Here is a 21,553-nt window from a genome sequence, read left to right as displayed (position 1 = left end):
AATAATTCTACTCTGCCTGTTTCGGATCCCGTTTGATGCGGAACACGATCAGATATTGCGCCGGCACAAAGATCAGGGTGATCACCGTGCCCACAATGATCCCGCCCATCAGCGCATAGGCCATCGGCCCCCAGAACACCTGCCGTGAAATCGGGATCAGGGCCAGACTGGCCGCCGCGGCTGTCAGCACAATCGGGCGGGCGCGGGTGACTGTGGCCTCGAACACCGCATCCCAGGCCTCCATGCCCTGTTTGCGCAGGGCCTCGATCCGGTCCACCAGAATGATCGAGTTGCGGATCAGAATACCGCTAAGCGCCAGAATACCCAGAATGGCGACAAACCCCATCGGGGCCTTGGCGGTGATCAGCGCAATCACCACGCCGATCAGCCCCAGCGGGGCGACCGACAGCACGATAAAGGCCAGCCGGAAGCTCTGCATCTGCACCATCACCAGCGTGATGATGATCAGGATCATCATCGGCGCCACAGCGGCAATCGGCCCCTGTGATTCCGCACTTTTCTCGACCGAGCCACCGGTCTCGACGTGGTATCCGGCGGGCAGGGCGCTGTCGAAGTCCTCGATCTGCTGTTTCAGGGCTTTTACGATGGTCGCGGGTTGGTCCTTGGTGGCCAATGCCGCCTCGACTGTCACCGTGGGCATCCGGTTGCGCTGAATGACCACCGGCTGTTCGGTTTCAAACCTGAAATCGGCCACGCTGGACAGGGGAATAGTGCCGCCATCCGCTGTGCTGAGTTGCAGGTTGAACAGGGTGTCGATGGATTCGGATGTGCTCCTGTCGCCGCGGGCGATGATGTCGATCAGATAGGTCTGGTCGCGCAAATTGGTCACGCCTTTGCCGTTGTATATCGTATTCAGTGCAATGGATATATCGCGGGCCGTCAGGTTCAGTTGGCGCGCCTTGTCCTGCAGGATGTCCACTTTGATCACACGGGCCGGTGCGTTCCAGTCCATCGCGATGCTTTCCAGCCGGTCATCACTGGCGACAATCGCGGTCAGTTCACGCCCCAGATCCCTGACCTTGGCGATGTCGGGACCGGACAGGCGGTATTGCACGGGGCGGCCCACCGGCGGGCCGATCGCCAGCAGTTTCACCAGAACATCGGTGCCGGGGAATTCCTCGGCTGCCACCTTGCGCAGCTCGTCACGCAGTTTGTCGCGGGCCTCAAGCCCCGTTGTCTGGATTACGATCTGGCCAAAGTTGGCCGAAGGTGTGGCCGGTTCGCTGGTCAGCAGGAACCGCAAGGCGGAACGGCCGACATAGGTGGACCAATAGGACACCCCGTCGTGATCCTTCAGGTGGGCCTCCATCGCCTTCATCTGTGCCGATGTTTCCTCGATCGAGGCATTCTGTGGCAAGGTCATGTTGACCAGCAATTCCGTGCGGTCCGAGTCGGGGAAAAACTGTTGTTCGACAAAGCGCAGACTATAGACCGAGGCGACAAAACCGGCGAGGATCACCACCAGAACCAGCCAGCGCGCACGCATCGCCCCGCGCAGGGCCGTCTGGAACATCCGCATGGCAATGCCGGGGCCTTTGTGTTTGTGACCCAGATTTTTGGGCAGGAATGTCACACCCAGTAGCGGGCTGTACAGAACCGCCACAAACCAGCTAACCAGCAGGGAAACCGCGATCACCACGAACAGCGAAAAGGTGAATTCGCCGGCGTTGGAATTGTTCAGCCCGATCGGGATAAAACCGGCAACCGTGATCAAGGTGCCCGACAGCATCGGAAAGGCAATCGTGCGCCAGGCATAGGATGCAGCCTGATGCCGCCCGTCGCCCTTTTCCAGCCGGTAGATCATGGTTTCCACAGCAATCATCGCATCATCCACCAGCAGCCCCAGCGCAATGATCAGCGCGCCCAGCGAAATCCGTTGCAGGGTAAAGCCGGTGTATTCCAGCACCACAAAGGTAATGCCCAGCGTCAGCGGTACAGCCAGCGCCACCACCAGACCGGCCCGCAGGCCCACGGCCAGAACCGATACCGCCATCACGATGATCACCGCTTCGGCCAGCGCACGGGTGAAATGGCCCACCGCTTCGTCCACGATTTTGGGCTGGTCCGAAACCTTGTGGATTTCAACCCCGATTGGCAGGTTTGATTCCGCGCGGTCAATCACTTCGTCCAGCTGTTCGCCGAATGCCAGAATATTGGCGCCTTTGCGCATGCCCACACCCAGGCCGATCGCCTCTTCTCCGTTGAAACGGAACAATTCGGTCGCGGGGTCCTTATAGCCGCGCCGCACCGTGGCCACATCGGTCAGGCGGAAAAACCGGTCCCCGACCCGCAGGTTCACATCCTCAAGGCTTTGGGCATTCAGGAATTTGCCGCTGACCCGCACCAGAACCCGCTCGGGTCCGGCCTCGATCACGCCGGATGGCACAATCGCGTTCTGGGCGGCCAGTGTGGCCTGCACCTGATCTTGGTTCACACCCAGCGCCGCCATTTTTTCGGGCGAGAAATCCAGATAAATCGCTTCTTCGCGGTCGCCAAAGATCACCACATCGCCGGCATCATCCAGTTGCTGAACTTCGCGGCGGATGTCCTCGATCATGTCGCGAACCTCGCGCGGGGTGAACCCGTCCGAGGTAAAGGCGTATATATTGCCGTAAACATCGCCAAAGCGGTCGTTAAACTTGAAACCGGCGAATTCGGGTGGGAATTCACCGCGGATATCGCCCATCATGTTGCGGATTTCCTGCCAGATTGGCGGGATTTGCGGGCCACGGGTGGTGGGCAGCAGGTTCACATAAACGATCGACACACCGGGCCATGTGACGGATTTGGTAAAGTCCAGCTCGTCCACTTCCAGCAGTTTCTTTTCGATCCTGTCGGTGACCTGATCCAGCGTTTCCTGCACCGTGGCACCGGGCAGGGCGGCGGTTATCACCATGGTTTTGATGGTGAAATCCGGATCTTCCTCGCGGCCGATGGTGACATAGGCCATCAGACCGGCCAGCATGCTGACGATCATCAGATACCAGACAAAGGATTTATGCTTTAGCGCCCAGTCGGACAGATTGAAACGTTCGCTCATTTGCCTACGCGCGGGCCAACGATCTGCCCGTCCTTGATTGAGTGGATGCCTTTGGTCAGGATTTCCTGATCGATCTTCAGGCCTGACGTTACAATGCTACGTTCGCCAAGGGCATGGCCAAGGGTGACAGCCGTTTTATACGCTTTGCCTTCGGGGCGGGATATGACCCAAACGAATGCTTTACCGTCTTCATACAGTATTGCGTCGGTGGGGATGGTCATCACCTTGATATCGTCAAGCTGTGGCTTTGCCTTGACCAGGGCACCGATACGAAATTCCTCGGGCGCGTCCAGCAGGGTGAAATGGCCCCGACGGGTGCGGGTGCGGGTGTCGGCCACCGGATCAACGGATCGCAGCCGGATTTGCGCATGTACGGTGCTGACAGCCAACAGGGTGGCGTCAAACAGGGCCTTGTCGGGTAAAATCGCCAGTTCGGATTCTGTCAGGTCGATCACCACTTCGCGCTCGTTTGTGGCGGCCAGACGGATCACCGGTTGACCGGCAGAAACCGAGGCACCCGCTTCGGCCAGTGTCTGCGTGATGACCCCGTCATGGGGCGCGCGCAAAACGGCTGAATCCAGAATATCCTCGGCGCGGATTAGGGCGGCATTGGCCTGTTCCAGACGCGCTTTGGCGGCGGCAAATTTGCGTTGGGCATCTTCCAGCCGCGTCTGGCTTTCCACCCCGCGTGCAACCAGTATCTTTTCGCGCTCCAGCGCATCCTGCGCCGATTTCAACCCCTGCGTGGCGATCACCACACCCGCACGCGCCGCCCATGCGCCGGCTTCCAGTGCTTCGGGGTCAAGTTGGGCCAGAACATCGCCTTCCTTCACCGTATCCCCAAGCGATACAGGCCGGCTGGCGATGGTGCCCGAGGCCGGAAAGCCCAGATCAACCTCGATTCTGGCTGAAACGGTGCCGATGAAGTCACGCGCCGTTTCGGGGCCTTCACCGATGATCTCGGAAACCACCGGACGAAGCGTATCCTGTGCGAAAACAGGATCGGCCATTGGCAAGGCCATTGCGGCAATCAGGAACAGGGAATGTATTTTCATCACTCGTCTCCGATCAGCCGGACAAGGCGCCCGGGGTATAACAATTGCGCGCCACTGGTGACGACAATATCGCCGGTTTTCAGGCCGTCACTGACCATGATCGTGCCGTCTGAATAACGGGCGATACCGATCGGGGTCAGGGTGGCACGCATCGTGTCAGGGTTCACCACCCAGACCGCAGGGGTGCTGTTGATCGCGGACAAGGCGCTATAGGGGACGATGATCTGGTTAGGATGCGGAATTGCGATGCTGGCCTTTACAGCCGCGCCGTAAGTGACCTGATCGGGGGGGCTGTCCACACCGACGCTGACCTCGATGGTGCCGCGACGCGGATCAACCAGGGGGGAAACCTTGCGGATATGCCCCTGAAAACGCACGTCGGGATTGTCTATCAGGGACAATGGAATGGTCAGGTCCCTGGGGATGCGGGTGGGCAGGGCTTCGGGCGTATCGAAAACCGCATCTATTGCAGTTCCCAAGGCCAGTTTCAGCACCGGATGCGCCCCGGCGATCACTTCGCCCGGATCAGCCAGACGGGCAGTGATGACCCCGTCGGCACTGGCGCGCAGGAAGGTATCCTCAAAGGCTTTGCGGGCGCGGTTCAGATCGGCCTGTGCCTGCTCGACGCTGGCCTCGGCGATGCGAAAGCGGCGCTCGGCCTCGTCACGGCGAATGCGGGTGGTGGCGCCGCGTTGCAGGAACACATCTTGCCGCTCGAATTCTTCTTTGGCCTGAAACAGATCGGCCTGTGCAGCGTTCAACGCCGCTTCGGCGCCGCGCATGGCCTGTTCCTGCTGCACCGATTCAAGGCGGGCCAGTTCCTGACCGGTTTGCACATGATCGCCTTCGCGCACCAGAATAGACATGATCCGTCCGCCCATGGGAAAGGACAGGCCGACTTCGTCCCGTGCAATGATCTGGCCCGTCAATGACAGGGTTTCCAGCCCCAGCTCCGGCTGGATTTGCACGGTTTCAACCGGCAAGGTCTGTTGGGCAAGGGCAGGGGCCATTGACAAGATCGCAGATCCTGTCAGGGCCAATAAGAACGTCCCGTATCGCATAGGTATGCCCTCGTTTGTTTCTGATTGTTAAATCGAATCCGGTGCAGATGTCCGGCACAGCTAAACCGATTAGTATAGTTTTTCAAGCCGCACAAATGCATAGCCGCCCATAACCCGACTTGATGGGACAATTTAACTCAGGAACGGGGATAAAGCGACCGGTTTGTCGCCCGCGCTATATCAAACGATGGCCTGTGCCAGTGTTTTGAAAGCATCCGCCGGATCATCAGCGCTCCAGATTTCCTCGCCGATTGCAAAGAAGTCGGTGAAAGGGGACAGGGTTTTGATCAGATCGACCGTCAACGCGCCTTCGGCCACGACCGGCACTTCGACAACATCGCTCCACCATTGAAACAGGTCCTGCGGGGCGGTGGACCCATCCCCCAGCGCGCTTTGGCCGCAAGGGCCGAAACTGATGTAATCGGCTGTGGCTTCGCCTGCATTCAACCCGTCATGGCGCGAGGTGCCGCAGAAACTGCCGATGATGGCCTCGTCCGACAGCTCGCCCCGGGCATAGCGCACGGAACGGGCGCCATCGGTCAGATGCACCCCGTCAAGGCCAAGGCGTTCGACCATGATCAGGTGGCTTTCGATCACCAGCGGGATGTCGCGGGCGTGGCAGATTTCGCGCAGGGCGTCACCGGCACGGGCGATCTGGTCCTCGTCCCTGGTAGCCATGGCAAGGCGCGCGCAGGCCACGGGGGCCACGTCCAGCACACGCTGGAAGGTCTCGGCAAAGCTGGCCAGTTCAAAGGCGGGCGGGGTGATCAGGTATAGCTGGGCCTGTTCTTTTTCGGGGAATTCTTCGCTCATCTTCATTATCCTCGGCTGGCTGATGCTGCCGGATATAACGCAGGTTTTGCGGTTTGACCACGGGGCAGTTGCACCCTATCAGGGCGGGGATGGATAAACAGGTGTGAAATGGCTGATGATGAATGGACGGGACCACAGCCCGCGATGATCCTTGTGCGCCCGCAGATGGGCGAAAACATCGGGGCTGCGGCGCGGGCGATGTGGAATTTCGGGTTGGACCGGATGCGCGTGGTTGCCCCGCGTGACGGCTGGCCGAATGAACGCGCGGTGGCGATGGCGTCGGGCGCGGGGCGGCTGCTGGATCAGACGGGGCTGTTTGACAGCACGGCGGATGCGATTGCCGATTGCAATTATGTGTTTGCCACCACCGCGCGGCATCGCGGATTGACCAAACCGGTGATGACACCGGAACGGGCGATGCAATACACTCGTGGCCTGCTGGATCAGGGGCAAAAGGTGGGTATCCTGTTTGGTCCCGAGCGCGCCGGTCTGGAGAACGATGATGTGGCGCGGGCCAATGCGATTATTTCGGTGCCGGTCAACCCGTCGTTTTCATCGCTAAATCTGGGGCAGTCGGTGTTGCTGACCGCCTATGAATGGCGCCGGCAGGTGGAACAGGTGGTACCCGAGGTGATGGAGATGGTGAAAACCGAATTCGCCGAGGGGCAGGAGATTGAAAAGCTGGGCGACCATTTCGAGGAGCGTCTAGAGGCTGCCGGGTTCTTTTTCCCCGAGGCCAAGGCAGACCGGATGAAGCTGGCCCTGCGCAACATGTGGGCGCGGCTGCCGCTGACGCGGGCGGATGTGCAGACGTTGCACGGGATGCTGCGCCAGTTGGTGCGCTGGAAAGAGCGCGGGGAATAAGAGATTTTATGCGCTGCCGCGCGGGCAGGTATTTGGGGCAAGAAGAAGGGAATATCCTTGCTCCTGCTTTTTGTCGGTCGTAGTTTGGCGGGAAAATCAGGAAGGGTGCGAGCATGAGCAAGAAGCGCAGTATTTTTGAAGAGGTCGGTGAAGATGTGTCACCCAAGGAGGTTGCACCCAGAACCGGTGTGATCGACAAGGCGCCCAAAGGTGCGCGGCTGGCCATTCGCGGCTGGCTGATGCTGGTCTTTGCTTTGGTGGCGCTGATGGTTCTGGTGGGCGGGGCCACGCGGCTGACCGATTCAGGTCTTTCGATCACCGAATGGAAACCCGTGACCGGAGCAATTCCGCCGATGAATGAGGCGGACTGGGCCAGCGAGTTTGCCAAATATCAGGCCAGCCCTGAATTCCAGTTGCAAAACAGCAAGATGACGGTGGCCGAATTCAAATCCATCTACTGGTGGGAATGGGGTCATCGGCAGTTGGGCCGCTTTATCGGCGTGGTCTGGGCGATCGGGTTTCTGTTCTTCTGGCTGACCAAAAAGATACCGGCGGGCTGGACCAACCGCCTTCTGGGCCTCGGGGTTCTGGGCGGATTGCAGGGCGCGATTGGCTGGTGGATGGTGTCCAGCGGCCTGACCGGGCGGATGGTGGATGTGGCCTCGTACCGGTTGGCGACGCATCTGGGGCTGGCGTTTATCATTCTGGGTCTGTCGGCGTGGTATATATTCCTTCTGTCGCGTTCCGAGGCCGAGATCATGCAGGCGCGCCGCGGCAGGGAAGGCAGGTTGTTTTCCATGTCCACCGGTCTGATGCATCTGGCGTTTCTGCAAATCCTGCTGGGGGCCTTGGTGGCCGGTATTGATGCCGGTCGCGGCTATATCGACTGGCCGCTGATGGGCGGGCAGGTAATACCGGATGAAATATTCGACTACACCCCGTGGTGGAGCAATTTCTTTGAAAACCCGGCCCTTGTGCAGTTCATACACCGGCTGGCCGGTTATCTGGTGTTGGTGTTTGCCATTGTTGTCTGGCGGCGTTCGCGTGCCTGTGGCAACCGCAAAACCAAGGCGGCGTTCAATATGCTGATGGCGATGGTTTTGGTGCAGGTGGTGCTGGGGATCACCACGGTGATGATGGCGGCGCAACTGCATGTGGCGCTGACCCATCAATTCGGCGCAATCCTGCTGTGGGTGATGATCCTGCGGTCGCGTTTTCTGGCGGGCTATCCTGTGGCCCAGAGTGTAAGGGGCTAAGGTAATGACGGCATATGATGATCTAATGGAGTTCGAGCGCGATACGCAGGCGCTGGGACAGGTTTCGGGCCGGTTGGGCTGGGATCAGGAAACCATGATGCCCCGTGGCGCGGCGGGGCAACGGGCCGAGGAAATGGCGGCACTGTCATCGGTTTTGCACGCGCGGCGCACGGATCCCAAGGTGGGTGATTGGCTGGCCGCGATTGACGATAGCACGCTGGATGCGGTCGGGCAGGCCAACATGCGCCACATCCGGCGCGGGTATACCCGCACGATGAAGATTCCGGCGCGGCTGGCGGCCGAGCAGGCAAAACTGCATTCAATGGCACAGGGTATCTGGGCTAAGGCGCGTGCGGACGAGGATTTCGCCGGTTTTGCCCCGACGCTAAAGCAGGTTCTGGCGCTGAAGCGCGAAGAAGCGGCGGCGCTGGCGGATGGCGGTGATCTGTATGACGCGCTGCTGGATGATTACGAACCAGGCGCCAAAGCGTCCGAGTTAGAAGCGATGTTTGGCGCCCTGCGCCCGCGTCTGGTGGCGTTGCGCGAACGGGTGCTGGGGGCGGAACACCAGCCCGCCGCGCTTGAGGCGAAGTTTGACGAGGCGCTGCAACTGGAACTGACCCGCAAGCTGGCTGTCACCTTTGGCTATGACATGAACCACGGTCGTATCGACAAGGCGGTGCATCCGTTTTCATCCGGTTCCGGCCATGACGTGCGGATAACCACCCGCACCAGCCCCTATGATCCGTTCAACTGTTTCTATTCCACCATCCATGAAACGGGCCACGGCTGTTACGAGCAGAACATCGATGATGCCTATCTGTTAACGCCGCTGGGCAACGGCGTGTCGATGGGCGTGCATGAAAGCCAGAGCCGGATTTACGAAAACCAGATCGGGCGCGGGCAGGCGTTTACCGGCTGGCTGTTTGGCCAGATGCGCGAGGTATTCGGTGATTTCGGGGTGGCCGATGCCGAGGCATTTTACGCCACCGTCAACCGTGTGAATTCCGGCTATATCCGCACCGAGGCGGACGAGGTGCATTATAACCTGCATGTGCTGCTGCGGTTCGATCTGGAACGGGCGATGATTGCCGGTGATCTGGATGTGGACGACCTGCCGGATGCCTGGAACGAACGGTTTGTCGCGGATTTCGGCGTGGCGGTGGACAAGCCGTCGAACGGCTGTTTGCAGGATGTGCACTGGTCGGTCGGGCTGTTCGGCTATTTCCCGACCTATAGTCTGGGCAATGTTTACGCCGGTTGTCTGAACAAGGCGATGCGGGATGCGCTGCCTGATCTGGACGCCGGTCTTGCGACGGGGAACACCGCGCCGGCCACCAGCTGGCTGCGGGAAAACGTGCAGCAATATGGCGGCTTGTACCGGCCCAAAGAGCTGATCGAAAAGGCCTGCGGCTTTGTCCCCTCCGAGGCACCATTGCTGGACTATCTGGAAGCGAAATTCGGCGGGATTTACGGGGTTTAACGCGCGTTCGCCGAACAGCGCTTGAAGCGCCCCCTGTGATGTGCGAAAAATTTGCCAAGCATTACAGGGGACAGCACCATGCCAGGCTTTGAGTTGATCGGACAGGAAGAACGCGACGCGCTCAATGCGTTGATGGACGAGGGCGGGGTGTTCTTTGCCCACGGATTTGACGCCAAACGCAAGCGCTATCATGTGCGTGAACTTGAGTCGGATTTTCGCGAATTCCTGTCCTGCCACGATGCGCTGTGCGTGTCCTCGGGCACAGCGGCGATCAAGGTTGCATTGAAATCGCTGGGGGTCGGCTTTGGTGACGAGGTGATCACCCAGGGCTTTAATTTCATTGCCGATTTTGAAGCGATCATTGATTGCGGCGCAACCCCCGTGGTGGCCGGATCGGATGATACGTTGAACATGGACCCCGCACAGCTTGAAGGCCTGATCACTGACAAAACAAAAGCAATCATGCCGGTGCATATGCTGGGCGTGCCCGCGCGGCTGGACGAAATATTTGCCATTGCCGCCCGCCACAACATCCCCGTGATCGAGGATGCCTGCGAGGCGATCGGCGCGAAATACAACGGGCGTTACGCGGGCACTTTGGGCGCGGCGGGTGTGTTCAGTTTTGACTATGGCAAGGCGATCACCACGGGCGAGGGCGGTCTGGTCATTCTGAATGATGAAAAGATGGCTGTCACCGCGCGTCAGTACCACGATCACGGGCATATGAACCTGCCCGACATCCCGCGCGGGCTGGACCGGGCCGGTGTGGCCGGATTTAACTACCGGATGAGCGAATTGAACGCGGTGGTCGGCAAGGTGCAGTTGAAGAAACTGGATTACATCGTGGCGGAATCCGGCAAGCGCTACAAGGCGCTGGATCAGGGGATTACATCAGGTGTTTACAAGAAGCGCGCGGTGCCTGAGGGGGCCGAACCGGCCTATGACACCTATATCGTCGAGGTGGCGGATGCGCAGATCAGGGAACATGCGATCCAGTTGCTGGGCGATATGGGCTTTGGCACCAAAAACCTGCCGGACGCGATGAACTGGCATTGTTCCGTGTTCTGGGATCACATGGGGTTCGATACGAAAACACAGGCACAACTGGACACGCTGGCGCTGCTGGAACGCCAGATTGCCATTCCGGTGATGCTGGGCAAACCGGTCGAGGATTTCGCCGAACTTGCGGTGGCCCTGAACGGACTGACGGGTTAGGCGATGCTGGTCATTGTGCCTGCCCGCCAAGGCTCCAAGGGGGTGCCGGGCAAGAATACCAAGGATTTTCGCGGCGTGCCATTGGTCGAGTGGAGCTTTGCCGCAGGTCTGGCAATAGCCCGTGATCTGGGCGCGCCGGTGGTCTGCACCACGGATGACGCGGCGATTGGCGCGCTGGTTCAGAGGGGCTATGCGGATCAGGTGCTGATCCACAACCGCGCTGCCAATCTGGCCAGCGATACGGCGGGCATGGCGGGGGTGGTGCTGGATGTGTGCAAACGCTTCGGGGCCACACGCTATGTGTTGTTGCAGCCCACGTCACCCTTGCGGCTGCTTGATGACCTGGCCGCGCTGGTGCGGGAAACAAAGGCGCATGAAACGGTGGTGTCCTGCACCAACCCGTGCGAGCATCCCGAAGACCTGATCGTGCTGGACGGGGCAAAAGGGGTGCCTGCCATCCCCGCGCCCAAATCCGCCCGCCGGCAGGATCGGGCGACCGAATACCGTTTTGTTGACGGCAGCTATTATGCGGGTCGGGTGAATACGTTGCTGGATGCCGATACTTTCCTTCCGGCCGATACCCGATACCACACGCTGGAAATGCCCGCTGCTGTTGACATCGACACGCCGCACGACTGGGCCATGGCCGAGGCCCGGCACGACTGGTTACAGGCGCAGGGGTATGAATTTGTCCGCCCGACCCGCTGATATCATCATCATCGGCGCCGGTGCTGCGGGTCTGGAACTGGCGCGGATTGCCTCGCGTCAGGGGCTGGCGGTGGTACTGTTTGAACAGGGGGCGCCGAACGGGCGGCATTTGTTCCAGCGTATTCCGCTGATGGTGGGCAAAATCATCGGCAACCGCCGGTTTGTGGACGCGCAGGACTCGGTGCCGCAAATGGCGGCAGGCAACCGGCAACTGCCGGTGCTGACGGGGCGGGGGCTGGGTGGATCTTCACGGGTGAACGGTAATGTGGCCTATGCGGGGCCGCTAGAGCGGTACCGGTATGTGTTTGGTGGTATTAACCTTGATTATACCAATGTATTAAATGTGTTACATGGGGACGCGAATGCACCGCGCCCGCACAGTTGGGCCGATGAGTTGTCGGAAAAATTCCTGAGTGCCGCCGAAAAAATGGGTGCGCCACGTGTGGATGACCCTGATAATGTTGGGGAATTCGCGGGCGCATCGGTGTTGCATGTGAATACAAGATACGGATTGCGCCACAACCATCTGGAGGCCTTTCGCGCCAATGCCGCGCCGCAAAACATCCGCATCATCCGCGCGCCGGTTAAGCGGATCATTCTGGACGGCAAACGCGCCACTGGGGTGGCCTATGAAGGCGGCGAAATTTTTGCCAGCGAAGTGGTGTTAAGCGCCGGTGCGATATCCTCGCCGCTGTTGCTGATGCGCAGCGGCATCGGGTCGGCGGATATGGTGCAGGCGGCGGGCCTACCGGTGCTGCATGATCTGCCCCACGTCGGCCAACACCTGAAAGATCACGCCAACCTGCGCCTGCAATTTTCCTGCCCCGGTCACAACACGCTGAACCAGAAAACCCGCGGGGTGCGGGCGCTGTGGGAAGGGGTGAAATACGCGCTGGGGCGCAAGGACAGTATTTTGCGCGGGCCGGGGGCCTCGGCCGGGGCGAATTTTGCCGATGGCGATATTTTCAGCAAAGCCTACCGTATCCAGCTGGTGCATTTCACGCAGGACCGCTCGCAGGTGTCCGACAAGGGCATTGTGTTCGAACGGGCGCAAAAGGCCTCGCTTGGCATCTACGCGCTGTGGCCGAAATCCGAAGGGTCGGTGCGGATCACCGCAGAGGGTGCGCAGATTGATCCGGGGTTTCTGCGTGATCCGGCGGATGTGGAAACCTCCCTGCGCGGCATGGCGCAGGCGCGGGTTTTGATGGCGCAAATGGGGTTTGAACCGGATCCGGTGGATGCACCGGACGAGGACATTTTGCGAAACGGGGTTTATTCTGGCTATCACCTGATCGGCAGCAACCGCATGTCACCGGATTCGGGTAGCGGCGTGGTGGGGCCGGATTTTGCGGTGCACGGGCTGCAAGGGTTGTCGGTTTGCGATGCCTCGGTGATGCCCGATCACCTGTCCAGCCACAGCTACCTGCCAACCATCGCCATGGCGCGGATGTTTGCGCAACAACGGGGGTGGGCGGCATGAAACGTTACCCTGCACGGATGATCGACCGGCTGGCGCTGCTGCTGTGGGATGTCGCGTGGCATCTGGGTCTACCGTTGGTGCTGCTGTATCTGTGGCATCGCGGGCGCAAGGAGCCGCTGTATCGTCAGCATATGGCGGAACGCTTTGGTGGTGGCGCGGCTGTGCCGGCGGGGGCGATCTGGATTCACGGGGTTTCATTGGGCGAGATGCGGGCCGCGCGTCCGCTGATTGACGCGCTGCTGGATCGGGGCGAACAGGTGCTGGTCACCAACATTACTGCCGCCGGACGTGCCGAAACCCTGAAACTGTTTGCGGATGCGATCGAGCGCGGCCAGTTGCATGTGCGCTGGTGTCCGGCGGAATATGCCTGGGCCATCCGCCGGTTTCTGGCCAAACACAAACCACGGTTCGGCATGATCATGGAGATCGAGCTTTGGCCCCGCCTGATTGCCACCTGCCACGCCAAGGGCCTGCCGCTGGTGCAGGCGCAGGCGCAATATCCGGACAAGAGTTTTTCGCGTGATACCAAAGGCTTGCAGGTGCGAGCGCATGTAGTACGGGCGTTTGACCTGATCATGGCAAAATCCGAACGCCATGCCGAACGGTTCCGCCAATTGGGCGCGCAGAAAGTACAGGTGATGGGGGAACTGCGGTTCGAACAACCGATCCCGCCGGCACATCTTGAGGCGGCCAAAACCCTGCGCGCACAGATCGCGCCGGAGCGCCCTGTGTTCTGCCTTGCCAGCACCGCACCGGACGAGGACGCGCTGCTGATCCCCGTGGTCCGCAAATTGCTGGACACCGCCGCGCAGGCCGGTAAACCGCGCCCCTTCATCGTCTATGTTCCGCGTCATCCCAAGGATTTTGCGGCGACGAGGGAACGACTGAAAGCAGCAGGACTAAACATGCTGCAACGCTCGACGGATCTGGATGAAACCTTGTCGCTCAAAGCCCCCTTGGCCGATAATCTGGGCGGGCTGTTCGGGGATTCACTGGGGGAAATCAACTTCTATTTTGCCCTGTCCGACCGTGTGTTCATTGGCGACAGTTTCAACGGGGAAGGGTCACACAACATCATCGAGCCGCTTAGCCTTGGCAAACCCGTGGTGGTTGGCCCTAGCATCTGGGGCATCGAATATCCGGCGCTTGAGGCGCTTGAGTCCGGTGTGCTGGTAAAGCTGGAAACGCCGGATCAGTTGTTCGAGCATTGGAGCCGCGAGAGAGGTGCCACGACCACACAGATCCGAGATTTTCTGGCGCAACACGGGGGTGCCACGCAAAAAGCCCTGCACCATCTAACAAACGCAGGGCTGATGTAGGGCGGAGTTCATCCCGCCTTGGCAAAATCATGCGGGCGGGTTAACACCCTAAAGCCCTTCGCCAGCACGCATAATGGCCATATGTTTGGCACATTCCGACAGGCCGCCTTCGCCTGTCTCCCATGTGATTTCACCGTCACCATTGGCGTCAAATCCGTCCAGCAACTGATGTGTCAGCGCTTCCATTTGCACAACCATCGGCGCGGCCACCTCGGCGCTGTCAGCCGCCATAATCCGGGTGATCAAGCCCTTAAGCTCGGCCACACGCGCCACGGTATTGTTGGCCGATGTCGCCACATGAACGGCACGGGTTTTTACATTCTCGCTTGCGTCATCCTGCTGGGCTGCGATGGTGATGTGTTTTGCAACTCCGGTTGCCGCGCGCAACACTCCGTAACCATATCCGGGGCCATCGTTGATCGTTTCAGGGTCAAGGGCGTGCATTACATGTCTTGTATGCTTTTGCATCCACCCCAGATCCCCTGTCTGGTTGGCCGCAACCCGCGCGTGAAGAATTGCGATTTCGGCCTCGGCTATGGCCATTGGCAGCAGGCCCTTTTGTTCGGGCGTGTCGGTCCAGCTTTCGGTGATGTGATCCATCTGGTCCTGGGCCATATTGGCCCTTGCCGCCGAAGCAAACCCGCCAAGGATGATGACAAAAATCAGCAGGGCCGTTGCAATCGAATGTTTGATTGGAAGTGTCATCTGTGAACTCCAGAATGCGTAAGAACAGGCCTGCGGTTGCGACCCCTTACTGGACTTACACCGTAACGCATGGGTTTAATCCGCGACAAATGAACTTTTGTTGAGCATTCAGTTACTTTTCCCAGTCCGGCGCGCGTTTTTCCAGAAAGGCGGCGATGCCTTCTTCGGTGTCGCGCATCATCATATTGGCGGTGATCACCTCGCCGGTGTATTCATAGGCCTGCTCCAGCGGCAGGGTGATCTGGGTGTAAAACGCCTCTTTGCCGATGCCCAGCACACCGTTCATCTTGCTGGCCAGCACCTGCGCCATTTCCAGCGCGGCGGCGTCCAGATCATCATGATCCACGGCGCGGTTGATCAGGCCCAGTTGCTCGGCCTTGGTGGTGTCGATGAACGACCCTGTGGTCAGCATTTCAAACGCCTGTTTGCGCGGGATATTGCGGGTCAGGGCCACCATCGGGGTGGAGCAGAACAGGCCAAGGTTTACCCCGTTCACGCCAAACCGCGTGCCATGCGCGGCCACTGCCAGATCGCAAGTGGCGACCAGCTGGCAACCGGCGGCGGTGGCGATGCCGTGGGGTTTGGCGATGACGGGTTGGGGCAGGCGCATGATCGACTGCATCACGCGGCTGCAACGGGTGAACAGATCGTAGAAATAGGCGCGCCCGTCGTCTTCGGCCTGTCGCCCGGCCGTCATTTCCTTCAGGTCATGGCCGGCGCAGAACACCTTGCCCGCGCCTTCAAGGATCACCACCTTTGTGTCCGTATCGGTGGCCAGCGCGTCGAACTGGGCCTGCAAGGCGGCCAGCATCGCGTCGGATAGCGCATTCAGGCTCTGGGGGGAATTCAGGGTCAGGGTGGCGATGCCGCCAGCGTCATTGCGCAATAGGATGTCGGTCATGCTTGCTCTTTCATAGGTTTCAGGCGAAGTTTACGCAGAGATATGCAAAAGGGGAAGTGGGCATGAAGATGAATGTGGAGCAGTTGCAGGCTTTTCTGGCCGAACATTTCCCGCATATGACCGAGGAATTCATCGTCGAATCCGTGTCCGAGAACCGCGCCACCCTGCGCCTTCCGGTCAGCGAGCGCAACCTGCGGGCCGGTGGCACGGTGAACGGGCCGACCATGTTCGCGCTGGCGGATGTGGCGTTTTATCTGGCGCTGATGGCAATGATCGGGCCAAAGGCGCTGGCGGTGACCACGAATTGTTCGATTGATTTCATGCGCAAACCGGCGGCGGGCAAGGATCTGATCGGCAAGGCGCAGATATTGAAACTGGGCCGTGTGTTGGCAGTGGGGGATGTGCTGATCTATTCGGACGGGCAGGGGGCGCCTGTGGCACGGGCAGGGATGACCTACTCCATACCGCCAGAATAAACGATAAATTCTACTAATACTGGCTGGTAAGGCGCTGTAAACACCGGGTATTATCACTTTTCAATAGAACCACTAAACCGGTTTAATGGATCTGTTCGCGGACATGGCTCCGCCAATAAAAAAGGGGCCGGATAAATCCGACCCCAGGAAGAGGTTCCGGCAAAGCGGGGATGCTAGCCCTGCCAGAACAAACGACGCGTCTCCGTATCAACCTCGTCGCGTGTCAGTCCGATGTCTTGCAACTCGGTATTTGTCAAATCCTTCAATTGTCGCCGGGTGCGGCGGCGCAAATCCCATGTCAGAAGCGTATTGGCCACCGTGATCACCACCAGCGCCAGCGGCGATTGGGGTAAACGTGACTGCAACAGCGTGGGGCGCTGTGCGGGGTGGGATGAAATGTAGGTCATGGCGCGCTCCTGAATAATTGTATTGATACAAACGGGGGGTTCCGCTATAGGGAATGGATACAATGCGAATCTTCCGGCGTCCAATGAAAGATTGTAATGAATACAATTTGGTTTCCTGATCTATCCAACAGTAATGGCCCGAAATATCTGACTTTGACTGACGCAATCCGTCAAGCGATTGTATCGGAACAATTGCAGGTGGGCGAGCGTCTGCCGCCGGTACGCGAGCTGGGATGGCAGCTAAAAGTCACCCCCGGCACCGTGGCGCGGGCCTATACCAAGCTGACTGACGAAGGGCTGCTAAAGGCCGCTGTGGGGCGGGGCACCTTTGTGGCCGAACCCAAGGCGATGCCGCAACACAGACCGATTGAAATTGGCGCGCGCCCGACCAAAGTGCCGGACCGGATTGAACTGCTGTCCCCGCTGTTGCCGGACGTGGGGCAGGAAGCCTTGATCCGCAATTGTTACGCCCGCATGGCGCAGATGCCCAATGACAACCTGATCCAGTATCCCAGTCAGGCCACCGAAGCAGGCGCGCGGGTCGCGATTGCCGATTGGCTGAAGGGCGTGCAACTGGGACGGTTCGACCCCGAGGATATCGTGCTGGCCCATGGCGGGCAAAACGCCATCATGATGATCCTGCAAATCGTGCTGAAAGACCCGAACCCGATGATCTTTGCCGAGGATCTGTCCTATGCCGGTTTTCGCCACGCTGCCCGCCTGTTGCGCGCCGGTGTTGTCGGGCTGAAATGCGACAGTGAAGGGGTGATGCCCGAAGAACTGGAAGTGGCCTGCCAGAAATACGGACCGCAAATATTCTGCACCTCACCCGAGGTTCACAACCCCACCACCGGCCACACCGGCCTGACCCGCCGCAAGGAACTGGCCGAGGTGGCGCAGAAATACGGCTGTACGGTGCTCGAGGACGATTGCTATCACATGCAGGGCAGCGGGTTGCCAACCTATCGCCAGTTGCTGCCCGAACTGGGGTGGTATGTGTCGTCGCTGTCCAAGTCGTTGACGCCATCCTTGCGGGTCGGGTTTGCGCTGGCGCCGCAGGGCAAGGCGCAGACACTGCGTAGAACGGCGCAGTTCAACCACTTTGGCTTGGCCATCACCATCACCGATCTGACGGAAATGGTGCTGCAATCGCCGGACCTGCCGCAAATCCGCACTGCAATTGTCGAGCGCGTCAACAGCTATGTGCGCATCGCGGTCAATGTGCTGGGGCGCTATGATCTGAAATGGCGCGATGATGTGCCGTTCCTGTGGCTAAAACTGCCGCGTGGCTGGCGGGCGTCCAATTTCTGTCGAACGGCGGAAAAACAGGGCATCCGCCTGCGCTCGGCCGATGATTTCGCGCTATTGGACGGGCGCGCGCCCCATGCGGTGCGTATCACGGTGAACGGGCAAATCCCGTTGGAGGCGTTCGAGCGCGCGATGTATGCGTTGGAGCGGTTGTTAAGCAATCCGCCGGATTTGATCGAGGTGTAAACATGGGGTAAAATAATACCTATTTTATAACTTGTTGTTTTTACGCTACAAAGCAAACCTTAACGCACTTGACTGTGCCTCAAAACCCTATAGATAGACGCAATCAATTCCCGCAGGTGGCCAATCCGGCCAATTGCGCCGTTTCAAATAGGGTAGAAACCATGAAAACCTTCTCTGCTACTCCGGCAGATATCGAGAAGAAATGGATCATCATCGACGCCGAAGGTGTCGTGCTGGGCCGTCTTGCCTCGATCATCGCCATGCGCTTGCGCGGCAAGCACAAGCCAACCTTCACACCGCACATGGATATGGGTGACAATGTGATCGTGATCAACGCTGACAAAATCCAGCTGACCGGCAAAAAGCGGTCGGACAAGATTTACTACTGGCACACCGGCCATCCGGGCGGCATCAAGCAGCGCACGGCCGAACAGATCCTCGAGGGTAAGTTCCCCGAACGTGTGGTGGAAAAAGCCGTTAAGCGCATGCTGCCGGGCAACCGTCTAAGCCGCGTTCAGATGACTAACCTGCGTATCTACGCCGGTGCCGAGCATCCGCACGAAGCACAGAACCCCGAAGTTCTGGACGTGAAAGCCATGAACGCCAAAAACACGCGGAGCCAGTCATGACCGAAGAAATCAAATCACTGGACGATCTGAACGAAGTCGTCACAGGCACCCCCGCAGAAACAACAGCCGCCGAGGCCGTTGAAGCCGCCATTCAACGCGATCCTGTACGTGATGAACTGGGCCGCTCTTATGCCACCGGCAAACGTAAAGATGCGGTTGCCCGCGTCTGGATCAAGCCCGGTTCGGGCAAAGTCACAGTCAACGGTCGCGACATGGACAAGTATTTTGCCCGCCCCGTGCTGCAAATGATCCTGCGCCAGCCCTTTACTGTGGCCGGTGTCGAAGGTGAATTCGACGTGACAGCAACCGTCAAAGGCGGTGGCCTGTCGGGTCAGGCCGGTGCGGTCAAGCACGGTATTTCCAAAGCATTGCAGATTTACGAACCCAGCCTGCGCGGCGCATTGAAAGCCGCCGGCTTCCTGACACGCGACAGCCGCGTTGTGGAACGCAAGAAATACGGCAAGCGCAAGGCACGTCGTAGCTTCCAGTTCTCCAAGCGTTAAGCCTACTGGATATGAAATTGCAAAAAGGCAGGGTTTGCGCCCTGCCTTTTTTGTGTTTGAAGCTGTGTTCTATTGACCGAAAACATTTATGGAAACCTGTAAGATGAACGATAACGTAATCGCCACCGCACAGGAAATGTTAAAACTGGGAGCCGAGCAGCGTTCGGCGAACGCCTTGCAAGAATATCTGGCGGGGCGTTGTTTCTTTGGTCGTTGGCGACCGCCCTTTCACTATGTGATCTGTTTTGATGCCGATGGCACCATGTGGGGCGAAAACAACTACGGCACGCAGGATCGGGGCCATTGGGGGATTGATGCCCAAAGCGGGGCTTTGTCGGTTGTCTGGCAGAGCTATTGGGAAAACCTCGATACTCTTGGATACGCTTTAAACGGCGTGCTGCATTTGCATGATGTCAAAACCGGCGCATGGGGCACCAGTCTGTTAAAGGAAATCAATGCCGCTGAAGTGGCTGCGTTTCAGCAAGCGCCTATTCATCCGGCGGGATAAGCCCAAGACCCCGCATATAGATTCCGATGCCGCTTTCCAGCAGATCTTCGGGCGGGAATGGGCTTTTGGTGCCGGGCGATCCGCGTGCAAACAGTTCCACCACCCCGTGGCTCATCGCCCAGATGTGTGCTGCCACCATCGAGGCGGGCGGGCGTTTGTCGGCAGGCATGTGTTCGGTCAGCAGGCGGGCCGCCTTTTCCAACTGCCCCAGCGCCTGCCCCGAGGCATGGGCCAGTTCCGGCGAATGGTTCACCGAAATGCCGCTTTCGAACATCGCAATGTAATGGCCCGGATATTTGCGCGCAAAGGCCAGATAGGCCCGGCCCGAGGTTTCAAACGCATCCAGTCCGGTTTTGCCCTCGGCGGCATATTCCATCAACTCGCCGAACATCACATAGCCCTGCAAAGCCGCACTTGCGATCAGGTCTTCGCGCCCCTTGAAATGGCGGTAAACGGCGGCGGGGGTGACACCGGCCTGTTTTGCGGCCTCGGACAGGGTGAAACCGGTCGGTCCCTTTTCCTCGATCAGTTTTAGCGCCGCATCGATCAGGGCGGCGCGCAGATTTCCGTGGTGATAGCCGCGTTTGCGCATTTATCGCATGTCCTGTTTAATTGAATTCATCGGTTCGGCCGAACGAATTTTGTCCAAAACGCTGCCTCGGACGAACCGGTGAATACATATTTCTTTGATGCTACAGGACATACTTTAGTCTACCCACATTTCCGGCCCGCCACAGATTTTATCATCCGGCGGACAGGCGATGGTTTCATCCTTGCCGTCGTAATCAATGCCGCTCAGAACCGCGCGGATCACCGCAATACGCGCGCGGCGTTTGTCGTCCGAGCGGATCACGGTCCAGGGCGCGGTTTCGGTGTGGCTGCGGGAAAATGTTTCTTCGATCGCAGCCGAATAGGCATCCCAGCGGTTCAATCCTTCAACATCGATCCAGCTTAGCTTCCATTGCTTCAGCGGGTCTTTTTCCCGCGCCAAAAAGCGGCGCAACTGCTCGGCCCGCCCGACATTCAGCCAGATTTTAGTGAAATGGATACCTTCATCCACCAGCATTTCCTCAAACTCGGGCAATTGCCAGAAAAAGCTGTGGCGTTGTTCGGGGGTGCAAAAGCCGAATACCTGTTCGACCACGCCGCGATTATACCAGGACCGGTCAAACAGGGCGATTTCGCCACCGGCGGGCAGGTGCTGGATATAGCGCTGGAAATACCATTGGGTCGCCTCGCGGTCCGAGGGTTTGGACAGCGCCACCACCCGCGCCACGCGTGGATTAAGATTTTCACGTATCCGTTTGATAGACCCGCCTTTTCCAGCAGCATCGCGCCCCTCGAACACCACCGAAACGCGGGCCTCGGTGGATTTGACCCAAGACTGGAATTTTACCAGCTCGATCTGTAACGCGGACATGGTGTCTTCGTATTCCTTGCGCCCCATGCGTTTTGGGTAAGGATAGCTGGGCGACAGAATATCCTTTTTGCCCCCTTCAAGGATCGCCTGCCGCACCGCGTCCGGCGCGGTTTTTTCAAAGAACTTGGATATGGCACCGTCAAAGGGCAATGTCATTTGTCTGCCTCCTTAAGCGTATATGGGGTGCGGGGGGGG

The 21,553-nt window shown here is 59.1% G+C and carries 21 protein-coding genes; 12 read left to right on the top strand and 9 right to left on the bottom strand.

Annotated features, from left to right (window positions below; genetic code table 11):
* Positions 1-7 precede the first annotated feature (7 nt).
* The 4 genes from BAR1_RS08415 to BAR1_RS08400 form a co-directional block, all read right to left on the bottom strand.
* Complete coding sequence (locus BAR1_RS08415) at positions 8-3,061, bottom strand: efflux RND transporter permease subunit (RefSeq protein ID WP_118942609.1); 3,054 nt, start codon at positions 3,059-3,061, stop codon at positions 8-10.
* Complete coding sequence (locus BAR1_RS08410; protein ID WP_118942608.1) at positions 3,058-4,116, bottom strand: efflux RND transporter periplasmic adaptor subunit; 1,059 nt, start codon at positions 4,114-4,116, stop codon at positions 3,058-3,060. Before BAR1_RS08410 ends, BAR1_RS08415 begins: the two co-directional genes overlap by 4 nt.
* The gene (locus BAR1_RS08405; RefSeq protein ID WP_228408845.1) at positions 4,116-5,126 is read right to left on the bottom strand and encodes an efflux RND transporter periplasmic adaptor subunit; all 1,011 of its coding nucleotides are present in this window, start codon (positions 5,124-5,126) and stop codon (positions 4,116-4,118) included. Before BAR1_RS08405 ends, BAR1_RS08410 begins: the two co-directional genes overlap by 1 nt.
* A 231-nt stretch (positions 5,127-5,357) precedes the next feature.
* Positions 5,358-5,996 (bottom strand): thiamine phosphate synthase, encoded by a 639-nt coding sequence (locus tag BAR1_RS08400; protein ID WP_407681528.1) that lies wholly within the window; start codon positions 5,994-5,996, stop codon positions 5,358-5,360.
* A 102-nt stretch (positions 5,997-6,098) separates the two neighbouring features.
* Between BAR1_RS08400 and BAR1_RS08395 the strand changes: the two genes are divergently transcribed.
* From BAR1_RS08395 to BAR1_RS08365, 7 genes are all read left to right on the top strand, one after another.
* The gene (locus BAR1_RS08395) at positions 6,099-6,854 is read left to right on the top strand and encodes an RNA methyltransferase (protein ID WP_194295027.1); all 756 of its coding nucleotides are present in this window, start codon (positions 6,099-6,101) and stop codon (positions 6,852-6,854) included.
* A 113-nt stretch (positions 6,855-6,967) separates the two neighbouring features.
* A complete protein-coding gene (gene ctaA, locus BAR1_RS08390; RefSeq protein ID WP_118942605.1) occupies positions 6,968-8,110 on the top strand; it encodes a heme A synthase in 1,143 nt (380 codons plus the stop codon).
* 4 nt (positions 8,111-8,114) lie between these two features.
* Positions 8,115-9,593 carry a carboxypeptidase M32 gene (locus BAR1_RS08385; protein ID WP_118942604.1) on the top strand — a complete coding sequence of 493 codons (1,479 nt, stop codon included), beginning with the start codon at positions 8,115-8,117 and terminating at the stop codon, positions 9,591-9,593.
* Positions 9,594-9,671: 78 nt separating this feature from the next.
* The gene (locus tag BAR1_RS08380; protein WP_118942603.1) at positions 9,672-10,808 is read left to right on the top strand and encodes a DegT/DnrJ/EryC1/StrS family aminotransferase; all 1,137 of its coding nucleotides are present in this window, start codon (positions 9,672-9,674) and stop codon (positions 10,806-10,808) included.
* Between the two features lie 3 nt (positions 10,809-10,811).
* Positions 10,812-11,516 (top strand): acylneuraminate cytidylyltransferase family protein, encoded by a 705-nt coding sequence (locus BAR1_RS08375; protein ID WP_118942602.1) that lies wholly within the window; start codon positions 10,812-10,814, stop codon positions 11,514-11,516.
* Positions 11,491-12,996 (top strand): GMC family oxidoreductase, encoded by a 1,506-nt coding sequence (locus BAR1_RS08370; RefSeq protein ID WP_162891712.1) that lies wholly within the window; start codon positions 11,491-11,493, stop codon positions 12,994-12,996. Before BAR1_RS08375 ends, BAR1_RS08370 begins: the two co-directional genes overlap by 26 nt.
* Positions 12,993-14,315, top strand: a complete 1,323-nt coding sequence (locus BAR1_RS08365; RefSeq protein WP_118942600.1) for a 3-deoxy-D-manno-octulosonic acid transferase — start codon at positions 12,993-12,995, stop codon at positions 14,313-14,315. The genes BAR1_RS08370 and BAR1_RS08365 overlap by 4 nt, the downstream gene beginning before the upstream one ends.
* Before the next feature lie 48 nt (positions 14,316-14,363).
* On the opposite strand, the gene BAR1_RS08360 is transcribed toward BAR1_RS08365, so the two are convergent.
* Together BAR1_RS08360 and BAR1_RS08355 are read right to left on the bottom strand one after the other, a co-directional pair.
* On the bottom strand, positions 14,364-15,020 hold the full coding sequence (locus BAR1_RS08360; protein WP_118942599.1) for a hypothetical protein: 657 nt from the start codon (positions 15,018-15,020) through the stop codon (positions 14,364-14,366).
* Between the two features lie 112 nt (positions 15,021-15,132).
* A complete protein-coding gene (locus BAR1_RS08355) occupies positions 15,133-15,921 on the bottom strand; it encodes an enoyl-CoA hydratase (protein ID WP_118942598.1) in 789 nt (262 codons plus the stop codon).
* Between the two features lie 56 nt (positions 15,922-15,977).
* Between BAR1_RS08355 and BAR1_RS08350 the strand changes: the two genes are divergently transcribed.
* Positions 15,978-16,397 carry a PaaI family thioesterase gene (locus BAR1_RS08350; protein ID WP_194295026.1) on the top strand — a complete coding sequence of 140 codons (420 nt, stop codon included), beginning with the start codon at positions 15,978-15,980 and terminating at the stop codon, positions 16,395-16,397.
* Positions 16,398-16,570: 173 nt separating this feature from the next.
* Here BAR1_RS08350 and BAR1_RS08345 read toward each other — a convergent pair whose 3' ends face one another.
* Positions 16,571-16,804, bottom strand: coding sequence for a DUF1127 domain-containing protein (locus BAR1_RS08345; protein WP_118942597.1), 234 nt, complete (start codon positions 16,802-16,804; stop codon positions 16,571-16,573).
* 96 nt (positions 16,805-16,900) lie between these two features.
* Here BAR1_RS08345 and BAR1_RS08340 point away from each other — a divergent pair, with 96 nt between their 5' ends.
* From BAR1_RS08340 to BAR1_RS08325, 4 genes are all read left to right on the top strand, one after another.
* Entirely contained in the window at positions 16,901-18,298 is a 1,398-nt protein-coding gene (locus BAR1_RS08340; RefSeq protein WP_118942596.1) for an aminotransferase-like domain-containing protein, read from the top strand.
* A 161-nt stretch (positions 18,299-18,459) separates the two neighbouring features.
* On the top strand, positions 18,460-18,927 hold the full coding sequence (gene rplM, locus BAR1_RS08335; protein WP_118942595.1) for a 50S ribosomal protein L13: 468 nt from the start codon (positions 18,460-18,462) through the stop codon (positions 18,925-18,927).
* The gene (gene rpsI, locus BAR1_RS08330; protein WP_118942594.1) at positions 18,924-19,430 is read left to right on the top strand and encodes a 30S ribosomal protein S9; all 507 of its coding nucleotides are present in this window, start codon (positions 18,924-18,926) and stop codon (positions 19,428-19,430) included. The genes rplM and rpsI overlap by 4 nt, the downstream gene beginning before the upstream one ends.
* Positions 19,431-19,533: 103 nt before the next feature.
* On the top strand, positions 19,534-19,938 hold the full coding sequence (locus BAR1_RS08325) for a hypothetical protein (RefSeq protein ID WP_118942593.1): 405 nt from the start codon (positions 19,534-19,536) through the stop codon (positions 19,936-19,938).
* On the opposite strand, the gene BAR1_RS08320 is transcribed toward BAR1_RS08325, so the two are convergent.
* Together BAR1_RS08320 and ppk2 are read right to left on the bottom strand one after the other, a co-directional pair.
* Complete coding sequence (locus BAR1_RS08320; protein ID WP_118942592.1) at positions 19,919-20,530, bottom strand: TetR/AcrR family transcriptional regulator; 612 nt, start codon at positions 20,528-20,530, stop codon at positions 19,919-19,921. The genes BAR1_RS08325 and BAR1_RS08320 overlap by 20 nt on opposite strands.
* A 114-nt stretch (positions 20,531-20,644) precedes the next feature.
* Positions 20,645-21,514 (bottom strand): polyphosphate kinase 2, encoded by an 870-nt coding sequence (gene ppk2, locus BAR1_RS08315; RefSeq protein WP_118942591.1) that lies wholly within the window; start codon positions 21,512-21,514, stop codon positions 20,645-20,647.
* Positions 21,515-21,553 lie beyond the last annotated feature (39 nt).

The organism is Profundibacter amoris (assembly GCF_003544895.1).
GTDB classification, from domain to species: Bacteria; Pseudomonadota; Alphaproteobacteria; order Rhodobacterales; family Rhodobacteraceae; genus Profundibacter; species Profundibacter amoris.
The sequence above is the reverse complement of the archived record's forward strand: the minus strand, read 5'-3'. Positions and strand labels throughout refer to the sequence as shown.

What these genes read in the sequence shown, in the direction of transcription:
- BAR1_RS08340 (WP_118942596.1), top strand. Translation starts at nt 16,901, where the DNA reads ATGAATACAATTTGGTTTCCTGATCTATCCAACAGTAATGGCCCGAAA.
- BAR1_RS08365 (WP_118942600.1), top strand. Translation starts at nt 12,993, where the DNA reads ATGAAACGTTACCCTGCACGGATGATCGACCGGCTGGCGCTGCTGCTG.
- BAR1_RS08395 (WP_194295027.1), top strand. Translation starts at nt 6,099, where the DNA reads ATGGCTGATGATGAATGGACGGGACCACAGCCCGCGATGATCCTTGTG.
- BAR1_RS08375 (WP_118942602.1), top strand. Translation starts at nt 10,812, where the DNA reads ATGCTGGTCATTGTGCCTGCCCGCCAAGGCTCCAAGGGGGTGCCGGGC.
- BAR1_RS08345 (WP_118942597.1), bottom strand. Translation starts at nt 16,804, where the DNA reads ATGACCTACATTTCATCCCACCCCGCACAGCGCCCCACGCTGTTGCAG.
- BAR1_RS08405 (WP_228408845.1), bottom strand. Translation starts at nt 5,126, where the DNA reads ATGGCCCCTGCCCTTGCCCAACAGACCTTGCCGGTTGAAACCGTGCAA.
- BAR1_RS08360 (WP_118942599.1), bottom strand. Translation starts at nt 15,020, where the DNA reads ATGACACTTCCAATCAAACATTCGATTGCAACGGCCCTGCTGATTTTT.
- rplM (WP_118942595.1), top strand. Translation starts at nt 18,460, where the DNA reads ATGAAAACCTTCTCTGCTACTCCGGCAGATATCGAGAAGAAATGGATC.
- ppk2 (WP_118942591.1), bottom strand. Translation starts at nt 21,514, where the DNA reads ATGACATTGCCCTTTGACGGTGCCATATCCAAGTTCTTTGAAAAAACC.
- BAR1_RS08380 (WP_118942603.1), top strand. Translation starts at nt 9,672, where the DNA reads ATGCCAGGCTTTGAGTTGATCGGACAGGAAGAACGCGACGCGCTCAAT.
- BAR1_RS08410 (WP_118942608.1), bottom strand. Translation starts at nt 4,116, where the DNA reads ATGAAAATACATTCCCTGTTCCTGATTGCCGCAATGGCCTTGCCAATG.
- BAR1_RS08355 (WP_118942598.1), bottom strand. Translation starts at nt 15,921, where the DNA reads ATGACCGACATCCTATTGCGCAATGACGCTGGCGGCATCGCCACCCTG.
- ctaA (WP_118942605.1), top strand. Translation starts at nt 6,968, where the DNA reads ATGAGCAAGAAGCGCAGTATTTTTGAAGAGGTCGGTGAAGATGTGTCA.
- BAR1_RS08385 (WP_118942604.1), top strand. Translation starts at nt 8,115, where the DNA reads ATGACGGCATATGATGATCTAATGGAGTTCGAGCGCGATACGCAGGCG.
- BAR1_RS08415 (WP_118942609.1), bottom strand. Translation starts at nt 3,061, where the DNA reads ATGAGCGAACGTTTCAATCTGTCCGACTGGGCGCTAAAGCATAAATCC.
- BAR1_RS08320 (WP_118942592.1), bottom strand. Translation starts at nt 20,530, where the DNA reads ATGCGCAAACGCGGCTATCACCACGGAAATCTGCGCGCCGCCCTGATC.
- BAR1_RS08325 (WP_118942593.1), top strand. Translation starts at nt 19,534, where the DNA reads ATGAACGATAACGTAATCGCCACCGCACAGGAAATGTTAAAACTGGGA.
- BAR1_RS08400 (WP_407681528.1), bottom strand. Translation starts at nt 5,996, where the DNA reads ATGAAGATGAGCGAAGAATTCCCCGAAAAAGAACAGGCCCAGCTATAC.
- BAR1_RS08370 (WP_162891712.1), top strand. Translation starts at nt 11,491, where the DNA reads ATGAATTTGTCCGCCCGACCCGCTGATATCATCATCATCGGCGCCGGT.
- rpsI (WP_118942594.1), top strand. Translation starts at nt 18,924, where the DNA reads ATGACCGAAGAAATCAAATCACTGGACGATCTGAACGAAGTCGTCACA.